At 64.6% G+C, this 15,789-nt stretch carries 15 protein-coding genes; 10 read left to right on the forward strand and 5 right to left on the reverse strand.

Annotated elements, in window-relative coordinates:
- Nucleotides 1–28: 28 nt before the first annotated feature.
- On the reverse strand, nt 29–700 hold the full coding sequence (locus AAGA68_24040) for a hypothetical protein (protein ID MEM9388146.1): 672 nt from the start codon (nt 698–700) through the stop codon (nt 29–31).
- A gap of 137 nt (nt 701–837) precedes the next feature.
- Between AAGA68_24040 and AAGA68_24045 the strand changes: the two genes are divergently transcribed.
- Complete coding sequence (locus tag AAGA68_24045) at nt 838–2,418, forward strand: hypothetical protein (GenBank protein ID MEM9388147.1); 1,581 nt, start codon at nt 838–840, stop codon at nt 2,416–2,418.
- A gap of 15 nt (nt 2,419–2,433) precedes the next feature.
- On the opposite strand, the gene AAGA68_24050 is transcribed toward AAGA68_24045, so the two are convergent.
- Nucleotides 2,434–3,375 (reverse strand): diguanylate cyclase, encoded by a 942-nt coding sequence (locus tag AAGA68_24050; protein MEM9388148.1) that lies wholly within the window; start codon nt 3,373–3,375, stop codon nt 2,434–2,436.
- Nucleotides 3,376–3,538: 163 nt separating this feature from the next.
- Between AAGA68_24050 and AAGA68_24055 the strand changes: the two genes are divergently transcribed.
- Together AAGA68_24055 and AAGA68_24060 are read left to right on the forward strand one after the other, a co-directional pair.
- Entirely contained in the window at nt 3,539–4,888 is a 1,350-nt protein-coding gene (locus tag AAGA68_24055; protein MEM9388149.1) for a DUF4126 family protein, read from the forward strand.
- Between the two features lie 53 nt (nt 4,889–4,941).
- The gene (locus AAGA68_24060) at nt 4,942–5,715 is read left to right on the forward strand and encodes a DUF4184 family protein (protein ID MEM9388150.1); all 774 of its coding nucleotides are present in this window, start codon (nt 4,942–4,944) and stop codon (nt 5,713–5,715) included.
- An 11-nt stretch (nt 5,716–5,726) separates the two neighbouring features.
- Here AAGA68_24060 and AAGA68_24065 read toward each other — a convergent pair whose 3' ends face one another.
- Nucleotides 5,727–6,773 (reverse strand): phosphotransferase family protein, encoded by a 1,047-nt coding sequence (locus tag AAGA68_24065; protein ID MEM9388151.1) that lies wholly within the window; start codon nt 6,771–6,773, stop codon nt 5,727–5,729.
- Between the two features lie 140 nt (nt 6,774–6,913).
- Between AAGA68_24065 and AAGA68_24070 the strand changes: the two genes are divergently transcribed.
- The 7 genes from AAGA68_24070 to AAGA68_24100 all read left to right on the forward strand — a co-directional run bounded on the left by AAGA68_24070 (nt 6,914) and on the right by AAGA68_24100 (nt 14,047).
- Nucleotides 6,914–8,134, forward strand: coding sequence for an acyl-CoA dehydrogenase family protein (locus AAGA68_24070; GenBank protein ID MEM9388152.1), 1,221 nt, complete (start codon nt 6,914–6,916; stop codon nt 8,132–8,134).
- A gap of 209 nt (nt 8,135–8,343) precedes the next feature.
- The gene (locus AAGA68_24075; protein MEM9388153.1) at nt 8,344–8,442 is read left to right on the forward strand and encodes a hypothetical protein; all 99 of its coding nucleotides are present in this window, start codon (nt 8,344–8,346) and stop codon (nt 8,440–8,442) included.
- A 315-nt stretch (nt 8,443–8,757) separates the two neighbouring features.
- On the forward strand, nt 8,758–9,198 hold the full coding sequence (gene lysM / locus AAGA68_24080; GenBank protein MEM9388154.1) for a peptidoglycan-binding protein LysM: 441 nt from the start codon (nt 8,758–8,760) through the stop codon (nt 9,196–9,198).
- 145 nt (nt 9,199–9,343) lie between these two features.
- Nucleotides 9,344–10,639, forward strand: coding sequence for a cytosine permease (locus AAGA68_24085; protein ID MEM9388155.1), 1,296 nt, complete (start codon nt 9,344–9,346; stop codon nt 10,637–10,639).
- Complete coding sequence (locus AAGA68_24090) at nt 10,636–12,225, forward strand: hydantoinase/oxoprolinase family protein (protein ID MEM9388156.1); 1,590 nt, start codon at nt 10,636–10,638, stop codon at nt 12,223–12,225. Before AAGA68_24085 ends, AAGA68_24090 begins: the two co-directional genes overlap by 4 nt.
- On the forward strand, nt 12,222–13,343 hold the full coding sequence (locus AAGA68_24095; protein MEM9388157.1) for a DUF917 domain-containing protein: 1,122 nt from the start codon (nt 12,222–12,224) through the stop codon (nt 13,341–13,343). The genes AAGA68_24090 and AAGA68_24095 overlap by 4 nt, the downstream gene beginning before the upstream one ends.
- A gap of 218 nt (nt 13,344–13,561) precedes the next feature.
- Complete coding sequence (locus tag AAGA68_24100) at nt 13,562–14,047, forward strand: YiiD C-terminal domain-containing protein (GenBank protein MEM9388158.1); 486 nt, start codon at nt 13,562–13,564, stop codon at nt 14,045–14,047.
- A gap of 120 nt (nt 14,048–14,167) precedes the next feature.
- Here AAGA68_24100 and AAGA68_24105 read toward each other — a convergent pair whose 3' ends face one another.
- Together AAGA68_24105 and AAGA68_24110 are read right to left on the reverse strand one after the other, a co-directional pair.
- A complete protein-coding gene (locus AAGA68_24105) occupies nt 14,168–15,340 on the reverse strand; it encodes a DUF819 family protein (protein MEM9388159.1) in 1,173 nt (390 codons plus the stop codon).
- Entirely contained in the window at nt 15,340–15,756 is a 417-nt protein-coding gene (locus AAGA68_24110) for a TerB family tellurite resistance protein (protein ID MEM9388160.1), read from the reverse strand. Before AAGA68_24110 ends, AAGA68_24105 begins: the two co-directional genes overlap by 1 nt.
- Nucleotides 15,757–15,789 lie beyond the last annotated feature (33 nt).

Consider the following 15,789-nt stretch of genomic DNA (forward strand, 5'->3'; position numbering starts at 1 on the left):
AGTCCCAGAGCACAGCGATGTGGTTGTTTCAGGACGCCAACCAGATGTGGTGGTAGCCCCCCTTGCCTTGACGGTGAGGACTCACCTTGTGCTCTTGTACGCGATAGCCACTCTTGCGCAGGCGTTGGACGAACTCGCGGTCCGGTCCGGCAGACCAGATGGCAAGCACGCCGCCTCTGCGCAGGGCAGCGCGCGCCGAGCCCAGCCCTTCCAGGGAGTAGAGCCAATCGTTGTCCGAGCGGACCCAGCCTTCGGGCCCGTTATCCACGTCGAGCATGATGGCGTCGAAGCCGCTCCCCGGACGCCGCAGCTGCTTGGCCACATCGCCGATGAAGACGCTAGTGCGGGGATCCTCGAGCGGGTGACCGGCCGGTGCTCCGATCCACTCGCGGTTCCAGTCGACGACCTCGGGCACCAGCTCGGCGACGACGACTTGCGCGCATTCCCCCAACGTGTCCAGGGCGGCTCGGAGGGTGAATCCGATGCCTAGGCCGCCCACGAGCAAGCGCGGCGTTGGGGTCTTGGCGAGGTGGGCGGTGGCGAGCTCCGCTAAGGCCCGTTCGGAGCCGTGCATGCGGGTGGTCATTAGGTCGCCGAGGCCGAGGACTTTGATCGAGAACAGATCGCCGGACTGATACAGATGCAACTGCTTGTTCGTATCCGGGATTGGGGCTGTGGCGAGGAGTTTGCGCGGGAGCATCGGGAGGAGTCTAGAGCACGCTGGCGAAAGCGCTCAAGCTGGGCTTCGGGCTTCGGCGTGCCGCGAGAGGTGGGCGTTATCGACGAAGCGGCGGTATGCTGCGGCCGTGCGCCCACCCTTGCCGAGGACCGTTCCCTATGCGACGTTGGCTCCGATCGCTGAAATACATCTCTCTGTTCTGCTTGTTAGCGGGCGCAATCCCCGGCGCACCGAGCAGCGCCCAGGCACACGGGGATGACCACGAGCTCGCCCCGACACCTACGCGAGTGCTAGGGAAGATCGACTTTCCGACTAGCACGGACTCCAAGGCGGCCCAAGACGCGTTCATTCGCGGCATGCTGCTGCTGCACTTGTTCGAGTACGACTTTGCCAAGACGCACTTTGAGCAAGCACAGCGAGCGGATCCGTCCTTCGTGATGGCCTACTGGGGCGAGGCCATGGTTTACAACCATCCCTTGTGGGATCAACAAAACCGTGAGGCAGCGCGGGAGGTGCTGGCGCGCCTGGGGGACTCTGCCGAGACCCGCGCGGCCCGCGCAAAGAACGAGAAGGAGCGCGACTTTCTGGCCAGCCTCGAAGTGCTGTACGGGGAAGGGGCCAAAGCACAGCGCGATACGGCATATCTGCGCGCGATGGCGCAAATGGCCGCTCGCTACCCTCAGGATCATGAGGTGCAGCTCTTCTACGCCCTCGCCCTCATGGGCGAAGGTGCTGGCGTGCGCGATATCCCCGCGTACATGGAGTCAGCCGCCATCTCGCAAGCGGTCTTCTACGCTAACCGTGAGCACCCAGGCGCTGCACACTATCTGATCCATGCTGTTGACGATCCTATCCATGCCCCCCTGGGACTGGAGGCGGCGCGCGCCCTTGCAATCATGGCACCTGATGCTGGCCATTCCCTGCACATGACCTCGCACATCTTCACCGCTCTGGGGATGTGGTCCGACGTGGTGAGCGCCAATACGGACGCCTCGCGCGTGGCCAACGCGATGGCCAGCGAACGCGGTCGTCAGGCACGAAGCTGGGGTCATTACAACTTCTGGTTGCTCTACGGATTGCTCCAGGAGGGAAAGGCAACCGAGGCCAGGCGCCTGCTCGAAGCCGCCTACGGTGAGTTACCGGAGGCGTCGCGGGCGGATATGGACGTGCTCGAACTCGATGCCGACCGTTCGCAGCTCGGCTCTACGGTGCAGATGTGGGCACGCTATCTGATCGAGATCGGCGGTCGTGATCCGAAGGTGGCCGCGTGGGAGTTCGATCTTGGCGAGGCCTACGATCCTCAGTTGCTGTACCACTACGTGAAGGCTCTGACGGCCCAGGAACTCCCCGACGTTGGACAGCACCTGGCCACCTTCCTCGATCTACAGGCATCGCTCGAGGCGGCGCTGACGGCGCAGAACCGTCGCACCCCATGGAACTTGCTCTACCTAGACCGTCTCGAGGTGATGGTGCTGCAGATGCGTGCGATGCTAGCCCGCCTCGACGGCGACAAGGAGACGATGCTGGCCCACGCTCGGGCAGCAAGCGAGCGGGAAGGCGAGATGCCCTACTCGTACGGCCCGCCCTTCGTCGACTATCCCGCCGCTCAGTTTCTCGGCGACCTGCTGTTGGCGGAGCAGCAGCATGCGGCGGCGGCGTTGGCGTACCGCGAGCAACTCGTGCGCTCCCGCAATCGCGCCCAGGCCGTTCGCGGACTCGCGGTCACGGAGCAGCGCTAAGCGGGCCTGTCTCGCTCAGGCTGCCTTGGCGGGCTGCGCCGCGCGCATCATTGCATCGAGCGCCAGTGGCTGACCGGCACGAACGGTAGTGACACCGAAGTCGAAGGCAACTGGCGCGCCATCGGCCCGCCCCTGTTGCGCGCGTAGGTTCATGCGAAGGCGAGTCAACGCGCGGCTGGCTTCGCCATCGGTGCAGTTGGCGACGAGGGCGACGAAGCGTCCGCCGCCCAAGTGGGCCAGCAGGTCGCGTTCGCGAAAGACCTCCTGCATCGCCTCTGCAAAGCCGAGCAAGGTGCGCTCGAAGGCGGCGTTGCCGAAGTCGCGCTTGAGCTCGCGTGCGCCCTTCACCTGCAGCACCGCCATCGACGCTGGCAGACGCTGGCGCGCGCAGCGCCGAAGCAGCCCTTCGCCCGTATGCTCGAAGCCGCGCTGGTTGGGCAGGGAGGTGATCGGATCCTCGATGGCAGCGCGATCGGTGCGCACGACGTGATCAAGAATTCCGCCGAGATCTAACAGGCGCTCGATGGCATTCTGATCGAGCTTGCGCGGGGCATGGTCGTACACGCAGAGGCTGCCGAAGGGCATCCCGGTGGCGGTCTTCAGAGGCACACCGGCGTAGAAACGTACCTTCGGCGTGCCGCTCACCCAGGGGTTGTCCGCGAAGCGATCGTCCGCCAAGACGTCGGGGACGACCAGGGGGCCCTTGTGGCAGATCGTGTGGGCGGCAAAGGCGACCGGGCGGGGCGTCTCGGTAACCGTAAGCCCTTGGCGCGACTTAAACCACTGGCGATCGTCATCGACCAGGCTCACTAAGGTGATTGGTGCTTCGAGCAGATCGCTCGCGATACGGGTGACGCGGTCGAAACGCTCGTCCGCGCGCGTATCCAGCAGCTGGAGCTCGTGCAGGGCGGTGACGCGGGCGGCATCGTTGTTGGGGATCGGTGGCGCGGCGGGCATCGGTTCTCAGTCGTTGCTGATGGGGTGGCGGCAGCGTTGCCGCAAGCGCCAATATGCCATCATCGGTATCGCCGATACTTAGACCCAGCCCGCCTCTCGCGCACATGTAGGGCCCGAGGTGGGACGTTAGTCTCGCCTTATGTCTCAAGGACGCCTGTGCCCCATGTTGAGCGCGCTTCTCTTAGGATTTCTGAACGGTGCCCGCACCTTCGCCGCGCCCGCGATCGTCGCTTGGGCCGCCGCACTGGGGGTGGTGCGAGTGACCGACTCCAGCATGTCGTTTCTCACCTCTACGGCGCCCGCTGTCATTCTCACGGCCTTGGCGCTGCTGGAACTGGTAGCGGACAAGCAGCCAGGGATCCCGTCGCGTAAATCCCCAGCGGCGCTTGTGGCGCGCGCGGTGGCGGCCTTGTTGATCGGCGCAGCGCTCGCCAGCCACTTGGACGGAGGGATGATCATCACGGCCCTCGTCGTGGCCGCCGCCGTGGTCGGCACCTTCGTCACCTACGAGCTGCGCGCGCGTTTGGCGCAACGCTTCGGACGCGATCGTCCGGCGGCCCTGCTTGAAGATGCCACGGTGATCGGTCTGGCGTGCCTGGCGCTCTCCCCCTTGCTCCTCCCCGTCCCGACCCAAGCCGCTGCGGCGACGGCAAGTGATCGCGTGCCTACGCCGCCCTTAGTCGCAATCGCCACGGCTTTCGGCCCTGAGTTCGATGCCCTCGCTCCCCATGTGGTGTCGGGTGAGGTGGTCCAGCACAACGGGGTGTCTTTCCTAAGGGGATCGATCGCTGGGGTGCCGGTCGTCTTGTTCCGCACTGGCATCAGCACGGTCAATGCCGCGATGACGACTCAGCTTGCCATCGATCGACTTGCCGTGGCTGAGATCGTCGTGAGCGGAATCGCCGGCTCCTTAGATGTCGACCTCGCCATCGGTGACGTGGCGATTCCCGCGCGATGGGGCAAGTACGACGAGATGGTGTACCTGCGCGAGGTGCCCAATGCGGCGAGCGCTTTGCCGCCGGGGATTGCCACGGACTATCCGCCCTTCGAGTTCATGGCGCCGCGTAGCATCCCCGTCGCATCAGTGGACACGGCCGAGGCCCGAAGGCGATTCTGGTACGAAGCGGATCCCGCCCTGTTGGCCGTTGCCACGCGCGTCGCCGATACGGCGGTGTTGAAGGCGTGCCTAACACCGGACGGTGCATGCCTTCGCGCCGATCCGCGTGTGCACCTAGGCGGCAACGGCGTGACCGGATCGGTGTTCCTCGACAACGCGCGCTTTCGCGAGTATCTGCGGCGCACCTTTGATGCACAGGTGGTGGAGATGGAGACCGCGGCAATCGCTCAGGTGGCTTATGCCAACGGTGTGCCCTTCGTGGCCTTCCGCTCCGTGTCAGATCTGGCCGGCGGCGAACCGAAGGGCAACGAGATGCGCGTCTTTATGGGGCTGGCTGCGCACAATGCGGCGACCTTGGTTCGCGCCTACCTCACCGCGCGGGCGCGGACGCCCTGATCAGTTGTATCGGCGCCGCGTAGGGCTGTGATAAGCACGTATACTCGTGTCCCATGCCCTTCACCGTCTCCCACGTGGCTGCCGTGATACCGCTTCAGCGGATGCTTGGCCATCGAACGTCGTTCTCCGCCTTGGTGATCGGCGCGATGGTGCCGGATCTGGGTTACTACGTGCAGTCGTGGACCCTGGCGGTGCATCTGCACACGATCGAGGGGGCCATGACCTTGGGCGTGGCGGTCGGACTCGGCCTGTATCTGCTATACCACTGGGTAGTGCGCCCCGCGTACGTACGCTTGTTACCGCACTGGATCACGAGTCGCCTAGAAGCCGATGTGTGGCGTCGAGGATGGCCAACAGGTGAACCGGTATGGGCCGTGCTCTTGTGTCTCGTTGTGGGGCTACTAACGCACGTTGGGTGGGATTCGTTCACGCATCCCCGCGCTGGCAGCCACTGGGGCGATTGGTTTGCTGCACCGGTCTTCGCGGACCACGCCTGGCCCCGTTACCTGGTGTTGCAACACGTGAGTACGCTCGTCGGCGCGGTGGTGCTGTTTGTTGGGGTTGCTCTGTGGACGAGCGCCACACCCGCCGGGCTCAGTCCTGCGGCCGCACGTCACGGCGTGTTCGGGCATCCCTTGTTGCTGTTGTCGCTGCTCGTCGTCCCGGCACTGGTGGGACTCGCCAGCGCGTCGCTGGCCCTCGCGGGGGTTAAGCCGATGAACGAGTTCGTCGTGCTGGTGGCCTACTTCGGTGGGGCTTGCGTGTTGGCCCTAGGCGTGGTCACAGGCGCCCTCGTGCCTTTGCTGGGGCTAGGTGATCGCAGCTGAGTGACCGCCGCCTATTCACCGCGCCTGACAATATCCTTCGCCATGTTACTGAGGGTGGGCACCATCGCCTTGAAGTGGTTCGCTTGCTCGGGGTTCGAGGCGTTGCCGTCCACCGCTCGCTTTACCACACCCTGAACGATGGCGGCCAGGCGGAAAAAGCTGAAGGCCAGGTAGAACGGCCAGTGCTCGATCCCGTCGCGTCCCGTGCGCTCGCAGTAGTTGCGCACATACTGCGCTTCGCTCGGGATGCCAAGTCTCTCCCGTGCCAGTCCGAGCAGTCCGCGGGTGGCAGCCGTATTTGGCAATCGCCACTGCATGCACTGGTAGGCGAGGTCCGAGTAGGGATGGCCGAGCGTCGATAGCTCCCAATCGAGCACGGCGACGATTCGGGTGTCCTGTGCCGGCCGAGCAGTCTGGATAATGAGGTTGTCGAGGCGGTAATCGCCATGCACGAGCGACACCTGGCCATCGTCCGCTGGCTGGTGCTCCGCCAGCCACCCCATCAGCCAGTCCATCGAGGGGATGGGTTCGAGCACCGAAGCCTCGTACTGCTTACTCCAGCGCGCGATCTGTCGCGCGTAGTAGTTGCCCGGTTTGCCGAAGTCGCTGAGGCCGGCCGCATCCACCTGAACCTGATGGAGCGCCGCCAACACCTGGTTCTGCTGATCGTAGACCGCGCTGCGCGTTTGCTCGTCGACCGTCGGCAGGGCCGGATCCCAGAAGATCTCGCCTGCCACGAAGTCCATGATGAAGAAGTCCCGCCCAATTGGGGAGTCGTCGGTAGCCAGCAGGTGCACCGCGGGGACCGGGACGTCCTGATCGGCCAGTGCGTGCATCACCCGATACTCGCGCGCAACCTGATGCGCTGAGGGCAGCAATTTGCCAGGCGGTTGGGTGCGCAGCACGTAGCGCCCCCCTTCCGCTTTGAGGAGGTAAGTTGGGTTGGACTGGCCTTGGCGGAAGCGCTCGATACTCTGCAAGTTGCCAAAGCCCGAAATCCGGTCGGCAAGGTATGTTCCAATGAGGTCCTGATCCAGGCTGTCGCTGACGTTATCCACGCGCGCTCCGGCGGTCTTGCAAAGTGGGGCTGGCAGGGCGTTCGAGGTCGTCCCTGGGTAGTTGGCGTCAGCTTAACCCGCTCTAGGATCGGCCGACACCCGCGCTTAGCGAGAGGAGTTTCGCCTTGGAAGAACTCACCATGAATCTCGGCCTGAACCCAAAGGCGCAGGCCATGCGCGAGCAAGTGCGCGAGATCGTCGATCGGCACGTGAGGCCGGCCGAGGAGATCTACGCTCGCGAGGTGTGCGTGGGAGATCGTTGGGAACTCACGCCCGTGCAATGGGAGGTGCTCGGTGCCCTCAAGGCACGGGCGCGGGAGGCGGGCCTGTGGAACCTTTGGCTAACCGCCACGGAGGATGCGGCGCTCAACACCGTAGACTACGCCTACCTTGCCGAGGAGATGGGGCGCTCACCGCTCGCGGCGGAGGTCTTCAACTGCTCGGCGCCGGATACGGGCAATATGGAGGTGTTGCACCGTTTCGGAACACCTGCCCAACAGGCCGCGTGGTTGGCCCCCCTACTCGAGGGGGAGATTCGCTCCGCCTACCTGATGACCGAGCCCGATGCGGCATGCTCCGATGCCACCAACATCGCCATGCGGTGCGAGCTCGACGGCGATCACTACGTGCTGAACGGCGAGAAGTGGTGGGCCTCAGGTGCGGGCGATCCTCGCTGTAAGGTCTACATCGTGATGGTGCGCACGGGTGCTGGCGACGTACCGCGCCACCAAGCCCACTCGATGATCCTAGTCCCGAGCGATGCGCCTGGCGTCGAGGTGTTGAGGGCGATGGAGATCTACGGTCACGACGACGCCCCGCACGGCCATATGCACCTGCGATTCACCGATGTTAGGGTGCCGCGCGACCACCTGGTGCTCGGTGAAGGGCGAGGCTTTGAGATTGCTCAAGCTCGCTTGGGGCCTGGTCGAATCCACCACTGCATGCGCGCGGTGGGCATGGCGGAGGAGGCCTTGCGCTTGTTGTGTCGGCGAGCTGTCTCACGCGAGGCATTCGGCAAGCCCATCGCGCAGCTGGGGGCCAATCACGACATCATCGCCGAATGCCGCATGGAGATTGAGATGGCACGCCTGCTATGCCTCAAGGCAGCCTGGATGATCGACCGTGGCGATCCGCGGGCCGCGGCGCCGTGGATCAGCCAGGTAAAGGTGGTGGCACCACGCATGGCGCTGCGTGTGCTCGATGAGGCCATCCAAGTGCACGGTGGTGCCGGCGTTAGCCAAGATACGCCGCTGGCGCGCGCCTGGACCCTGATGCGCACCCTGCGCCTGGCGGATGGGCCTGATGCCGTCCATCGCCGCCAGGTGGCACGCCACGAGCTGCGCGGATACGTGCCTGGTTAGCTACAAATTTTGGCGTTCGCCTGCTGCCCTTCGCGGCGCGCCGTCGGCGGATGCACCGCCTTTGAAAACTCCTGTTACCGTCGTTGACCCCGCGAGGTGTCGGTCCGCACAATTGCCGCGCTAAACAAAGATGATTGCGCCAACGACGTATCGGCGGAGCGCATGTTTCTGAGTTCAAGGGGCTCATAGCGCGCGGCAACATGATGGACATGGCCGTCGGCATGACCATCGCCGCGGCCTCCAACGCGATCGTCAACTCCGCTTCCTCATCCTGTCCTTTGCGATCTTCACGATGGTCAGGGGGATGAACCGCCTGAGGTGTGCGGTGGAGGAAGAAGAGAGTAAGCCGAATCCGCAGGCGCCCGTAGCGCCGGCTGAAGGCGTCGTGTCGCTACCAGAGATTCGCGACCTTTTTGCGAAGCAGTAGCAGGGCAGGACGCCCTGCGATCCCTTGCCGCGCGTATCCCGGCGGGTGCGTGCTGCCTTGGCCGGCCGCCAGGGGGTGGTCGGTCCTTTTTTTGCTCGCCTTATCGAAGTGTTAAGTAGCGTTACAGCGGTTGGTTGCCCTCTGGGGCGGTGGCACGATGGCGGGCATTCAAAGCGGTGTTGATGGAGGGGACGTGATGGATGTTTGGAAGTTCGTACGAGATGCTGGCAAGGCCATCGGCATCGGTCGCAAGAAGGATGCAGGGTCCGACGCAGACGCGCTCAGCGCGGAAGTGAAGGAGCTAGGTCTGCCTGGGGGTGATCTGCGGATATCCGTAGAGGGAGACCGCGTCCGCCTCCAGGGCAGTGCCCCGACTCAGGAGGAGAAGGAGAAGATCATCGTTGCCGTGGGCAACGTCGAGGGGGTAGGAGAGGTCGAAGAGGCAATCGTGGCTGATGCTGGCGCGGCGGAGCCGGTGTTCCACACGGTGGCGTCTGGCGACACCCTGTGGGCGATCGCCGAGAAGACTCTAGGCAGTGGGGCGAAGTACATGAGCATCTTCGAGGCAAATAAGCCTATGCTCAGCAACCCCGATCGCATCTACCCTGGGCAGGTCCTGCGCATTCCTCAGGGCTAGGGAGCGTAGACCTTCCAAAGTCCGCCGACTGAGGACTAGCAGTTCCGGGCGCAGTAGCGGAGTATCTGGGTTGGAAGAAGTCCTCGGATCGCGTAGGCGGTTCGGGGATTTTTTTCGTGGGGTAACCACTCGAGGAGCAGTCCGCTTGAGTCGCCTGGAAAGCCTGGTCGAAGACTACGCCACCGAGCCGGTGCCCGAGGCGAAAACCTACGGGGGCGTACGCATCGGGCTGATTCTCGGCGGCATCGGCGTGGCACTACCGGCGCTATTCAGCGGGGCGGAGGTGGGCATCGCGCTCGGGTTTGAGGCTAGCCTGGCTGCATTTCTCGCGGCCGCATTGCTGGTCAGTGCCCTTGCCATGGTGAGCGGTTGGGTGGGCATGCGCAGCCGCCTCTCCACCTATATGATCCTGCGCTTCTCCTTCGGCGTGCAGGGGGCACGCTGGGTCAACCTTACCTTCGCCATTGCCCAATTTGGCTGGTTTGGCGTAAACGCTTACTTCTTCGGCGCGGCCGCCGAGCAGATTGGCGGGCAAGTGTTGGGCGAGTCGTTGCCATCGGCCGCCTACGTGATGGTCGGCGGACTGTTCATGACCGGCGCTACGATCTTCGGCTTTAAGGCTCTCGACAAGTTGGCGTTGATCGCTTTCCCCCTGATGCTAACGATGCTAGTGCTGATGGCGAGCCGCACCTTCGAAGCGACCTCGTGGACCGCCCTCACGGCGCTCGCACCGACCGAACAGATGAGCTTTGGTCAGGCCGTGACCACCCTCTCTGGCGGCATCATCGTGGGCGTTCTGCTCGTGCCGGACCTGACCCGCTACGCGCGAGGGCCGCGCGATGTGGTCATCGCCATCGTCATCGCCCTGACCCTAATAGAGACCCTCGTTCACGCGGTGGCGGCAGGGCCTGCCCTATACCTCGGCGAGATCGAACCCTTAGCGATCATGCTCGCGTTGGGCTTCGGTGCCTTCGCGCTAGTCTTTCTCGTCGTCGCCAGCCTCACCACCAATGCGGTGAATCTGTACGGGGCTGGGTTGTCCCTCGCGTCGATCTTCCCACGCACTGGCGAGTGGGTTTTCGTGGTGACCTCTGGGGCCATCGGTACGGCGATCGCCCTAACGGATGTGAGCGCCGTTTTCATCGACTTCCTCGTTTGGCAGAGCGTGATCTTCTCCTCGGTGTTGGGAGTGTACGTGGTGGACTTCTTCTTCCTCAGAGGCGGCGACTACCGCTTGGAGCAGCTGCACGGCTGTGAAAGTGCGCTGAACTGGGCGGCCTTTCTCGCTTGGGGTGTGGGTGCGATCGCCGCCGCCTTGGCCTATTTGGAGAAGATCCAGCTAACCGGGATTGCCAATCTGGACGGCGTGATCGTGGCGGCCCTTCTATACGCCGCCTTGGGGGCGGTCAAGGCGCGTGCTGGCCGCAGGGCCAACGCATGAGGGTGGGTGTAGATGTAGGCGGGACGCACACCGATGCGGTCGTCATCGACAATGACCAGTTGCTGGCGGCACACAAGACTCTGACCACAGGTGATATTGCCAGCGGTGTACTGGGAGCCGTGAACGAAGTGCTCAAACAGGCAGGTGTCGCGCCCGGTGCCGTGCGCATGATGAACCTCGGCACGACTCAGTTCACCAACGCCGTAGTCGAGCGCCGCCGACTCTCGCCGATCGCCGCGATTCGCATCGGCGCCCAGTCCTCCTCGGCGCTGCCGGTCGCAGCGAAATGGCCCGATGACTTGAGGGAGGTGGTGCTGGGGCAGCCTGATCTGGCGGGCGGCTTGTTCGTCGACGGAGGCACGGAGTACGACGGCAAGCCTATCGTCGCCCTCGACGGCGACGCCTTAGACGAGGCCGTGGAGCGGATAGCGCGCAGCGGCGTCAGCACCGTGGCAGTGACGTCTGTGTTTGCGACCACGGACGCGAGCGCTGAGCGCGAAGCGGCGGCTCGTCTGAACGCGCGGATACCGGGCGTGCGCGTCGCCTTGTCCCACCAACTCGGCCACCTCGGGCTCTATCAGCGGGAAAACGCGACGTTGCTCAACGCGTCGCTGCTGCCCTTGGCCGACGAGGTAGTGAGCGCGTTCGAGCAGGCCTTCGCCGCCCTGTCTATGCGCTGCCCGTTCTTCATTTCCCAGAACGACGGCACGCTCATGGCTGCCGCCTTTGCGCGCGCCTATCCCGTGTTCACCTTCTCCTCAGGCCCCACCAACTCGATGCGCGGCGCCTTGTGGCTCGCCCGCCACGGCGACGCAATGGTGGTCGATGTGGGGGGCACGACTTGCGACATCGGCATGCTCGTGGACGGCTTCCCGCGACCCTCGGGAAGTGCCGTGCGCGTCGGCGGCGTGTTGACTAATTTCCGCATGCCCGATGTGTTGGCGGTGGCATTGGGCGGTGGCTCTAGGGTCAGCGCGGAAGGCCATCAGGTGGGCCCCGGCTCCGTAGGGCGGGAACTTCGCTCTCGCGCTCTCGTGTTTGGTGGCTCCGAGCTCACTGCGACGGACATAGGCGCGGCGCAAGGATGGATTGAGATCGGCGATCGGGCATGCGTGGCGCACTTGCCCAAAGCTCTGCTAGAGGCGGCTTCCAGGGTCATGCGTGAGCGCCTAGAGCTACACGTCGATCAGATGAAGACAAACCCTGCGCCGTTGCCCCTGGTCGTGGTGGGCGGGGGCGCCTTCCTCGTGCCCGACGGCCTGGCGGGCGTGAGTCAGACGCTGCGCCCCAGGGATGGTGCGGTGGCCAATGCGATCGGGGCCGCCCTCGGGCAGATTGGTGGTGAGGCGCAGAGCGTTTACGTCGCGTCGCGACGGCCGCGCGAACAGGCCCTCGCCGCGGTGAAGGACGAGGCGATAGGGCGAGCCATTCAGGCCGGTGCTCGCCAGGGCACTGTGGATGTCGTCGAGGTGGGTGAGGTGCCCCTGAGCTACTCCGATGAGCCGGGTGGCACGCTGCATGCGCGCGCGGTTGGGGATGCGGATCTCGATCGGGTGGCGGGGGCCAGTGGGGAGGACGCGCGATGAGCCGGGAAACGGGCGAGGCCTTGCGCCAGGTCCGGGCCGAACACGTGGAGGCGATCGCTCGCGGGGGAGCCTTCTTGGCCACGGGGGGCGGGGGAGACACGCTCATTGGCGAGATACTCGCCGAGCGAGCCCTCGCGGGATCGGGCGGTGTGGATCTGATTCCCCTTGAGGCGGTCGAGGACGATGCCCTAGTGGTGGCGATAGGCTCCGTGGGCTCGCCAACGATCATGCAGGAGAAGCCCGGCAACGGCCGTGAGGCAGGGTGGGCCCTGGACGCACTGGAGACTTTTTTGGGGCGACGGACCAGCGCGCTAATCGCGTTCGAGGCGGGAGGCGTAAACGCCTTGGTGCCCTTTGTCGCAGCGGCCGAGCGGGGCCTGCCGGTGCTCGATGCCGACGGTATGGGGCGCGCCTTTCCCGAGTTGCAGATGGAGTCCTTCTCCATCTACGGCATCTCCGCGACGCCGCTGGCGGTGGCTAGCGAGCTCGGCGATCGCGTCGTCCTCGATCACGTGCGTGACCCTCATATCACCGAGCGCTTGGTGCGCCAGTTCTCGGTCGTCGCCGGCGGCGGTCAGTGCCTGAGCGCCGAGCACTGCATGAGCGGTGCCGAGGCGAGAGCGGTCACTATCCCGAACACGATCAGTCTGTGCTACCAAATTGGCGAGTTGATCGGACACTTCGGCAACCGCCTCGATCCCCTGGTCGCTGCGCTGAGAGAAACGCTGGCGCCAACACACTATGGAGAGGTACACGTGCTGACGACCGGCAAGGTCATCGATATCGCCCGTCGCGTGGAGGGCGGTTACGACTTCGCGACGTTACAAGTCCAACCTTTCGCAGGCGGCGCTCCCGTCAGCGTTGCGATCAAAAACGAGTACCTGCTCGCCACATCTGGCGATGCCGTGCTGGCGACGACGCCGGATTTGATCTGTGCCCTGGACCTAGAGACCGGGCGGCCGATCACGGCAGAGACACTACGATACGGGCAGCGACTACAGCTGCTCGCCATCGGGGCGCCCGCCCGTATGCGCACGGCGAGAGCCTTGGAGGTGGTAGCGCCGCGCAACTTTGGTTTCGACGTGGACTACGTGCCGATCGAATCCCTGGCGAGTTGAGAATTGCTGCAAGGCAGCGTCACTGTCGCCGCGTCGCCGCATCTGAAGTGGATTTCGCGCGTGTCCCACGAGCCGTGACCTGGCGTGTTGTCGAGGGCGGAACGGCCCGCTAAGCTGCCTCGCCTCAAGCTGTGCGCTTCGCTGATTCCAGCCGCGTTCAGCACACCTCGAAGCGACGCAAAAGCGTCAGATCTTTGGCGAGCCGGTGAGGAAGGACGATGGCGCAGCGGCAAGAAGATCATCACCAGTTCAGCGAAGCGCTCAAGCAGCGCTTAGGAACTACCTGGGCCGAACAGATCCCCTTGGCGCGATTCATGCGTCTGCAGCTGCAAGAGCTCGATGCGCGAGGCTTGCGACTGTCCGCCCCTCTGGCGCCGAGCGCCAACCACATGGGTACGGGTTTTGCGGGGGCCTTGCAGACCGCGATGACGCTCGCCGGGTGGGGGCTGACCGCCGCTCTGGTAGATGGCGGCCCACCTAGCGATATCGTTGCGCAAAGCGTGAAGGTCAAGTTTCTTCTTCCCGTGCGCAGCGACTTTGACGCGATGGCAGTAATGCCTGATGGCCAGACCGTGGAGAGTTTCCTGACCCAGTTCCGCCGCCGCGGCCGAGCGCGCCTGCATCTGCGGGTGCGGGCCATGGTGGGTGATGAGATTCACGCCCTAGGAGAAGTTGGCTACGCGGCGATCCCACCTAGTCCTTAGCGTCCAGTCCGGTCCATTCGTCGATAAAATCGCGCAGGGGTGATGGTTGCTTGGCGTGGCGTCAAACCCAACCCAGCGACTAGGCAACTAGACCCTGCAACGATCTCACCAGACAGGACGTTAGGCGAGCACATCCGCGGCGAAAAAACCGAGATAGGTGCCCACAGCGTTGCCGAGAGATCCGATCAACAGGGCCGGCGCCACCAACTCTGGTCGATCCAAGCCCCGCGCGAGGGCGAGCGCTGAGGTGCCGCCCCCGATGTTCGCTTGGGAGGCGACGGCGGCCACGGCCGGGTCCACGCGTAGCACGTAGGCTCCAGCGAACACGAGCATGCCGTGGACGAGCACGGCGAGCGTGACGAGGGCCGATAGGCCTAGTCCGAGGCTGCCGGTCCCGGCGAGTTCTCCGAGGTCGCAGAGTGCACCGATAGCGGCCAGAAACAGCAGTACCGCGAACATCCCCAAGGCACGGGCGCCGCGTAGGCGCTGGATCGTCGGTATCTGTGCAAGGGTCAAGGCGACGGTGGTCAACACCAAGATCTGTGGAAGCTCCACCCCAGTACCAGCGATGAGATCAGTTAACTTCTGGGAAGCGAGCAGGGCGCCCGCTCCCAAGGCCAGCATGAGTGCCAGGTCGCCCGGGCCGACTGTCTCATCGTCCGACCCCGCATCGTGAGCGGATGTCGCTGGGGTAGTATCGTCGGGCGTCACCTTGGCATCGGCGGCTGCGTTGCGCGGCCAAAGAGGAGCCAGGACGCGCGGCAGGGCGATCGTCGCGATCATCCATACGGTGGTCATGAGGTTGTCGATGACCCCCGCGCTGGCGTAGAGCAAGCCCTCGCGCTGAATGCCGAACTCGAGAGCTACAGCATTAAAGTTGAGGGCTCCACCGATATAGGTGCCCACGAACATCCCCGCTAGTGCGGCCCGATACTCGCCGAAGACATCGGGCGGGATGAGCGTCATGGCGGCTAGGACACCCACTAGGGTGCCGGTCGCGCCTAGGACGAACATGCTTAGCATGGGCAGGCCAGCGGCGACGATGCTGCGGAGGTTTACGCCGAGCAGCAACCAGAAGATGGCCATGGGCGCCACGTAGGAGAATACTGCCTCGTAGGCAACCGAGCCGTCCGTCACCGACGGAATCAGGCCCACGTTGGCGCACACGGCCGTGAGTGCGATTACCAACAGGGCGGCGCCAAGCAGGTGCCAGCCCGGGCGTCGGCCCAGCCAGTCGCTGACACTCACATTGACCGCCAGCACTGCGAGCACCCCGAGTGGGGCGGTGATCATCACGGCGCGCCGAGTTCCGGAAAGGCCTCTCGCAGGCTGCCGTAGAGCGCGTCGAGTTCTCTCTGTTCCGTGCCGTCCACGTTGATCAGGCGCATCAGTTTGGCCACAAATGCCATGCGCATGGTCGGGCTGTCCTTGAGGTAGGCGCTCACGGTCTCGACGTCTTCGAGGGGGTCCCCGCGCGAGCTTTGCGCTGCTTCGAACAGGTGGGCGATTTGCGCGTCGCTAAGGTCGAACTCCTCGCGCATGATCTGGTGGAAAGCGTTGCGCTCGCGCTGGCTGATCGTCTGATCAGCCGCAATGAGGTGGTAGAGCACGGCCGCGACGCCGCTATGCAGCATGGCATCGTCCCGGTTTGTGAAGAGATGGCTTTCCTCGTTCAGGGAGTCCAACCACTGGCGAATCGAGGAGAACATGCGGGGCGGTCGTCCTTGGGCAGCGCAGGTTTG

Source organism: Pseudomonadota bacterium (assembly GCA_039193195.1).
Classification (GTDB): Bacteria; Pseudomonadota; Gammaproteobacteria; order Steroidobacterales; family JBCBZW01; genus JBCBZW01.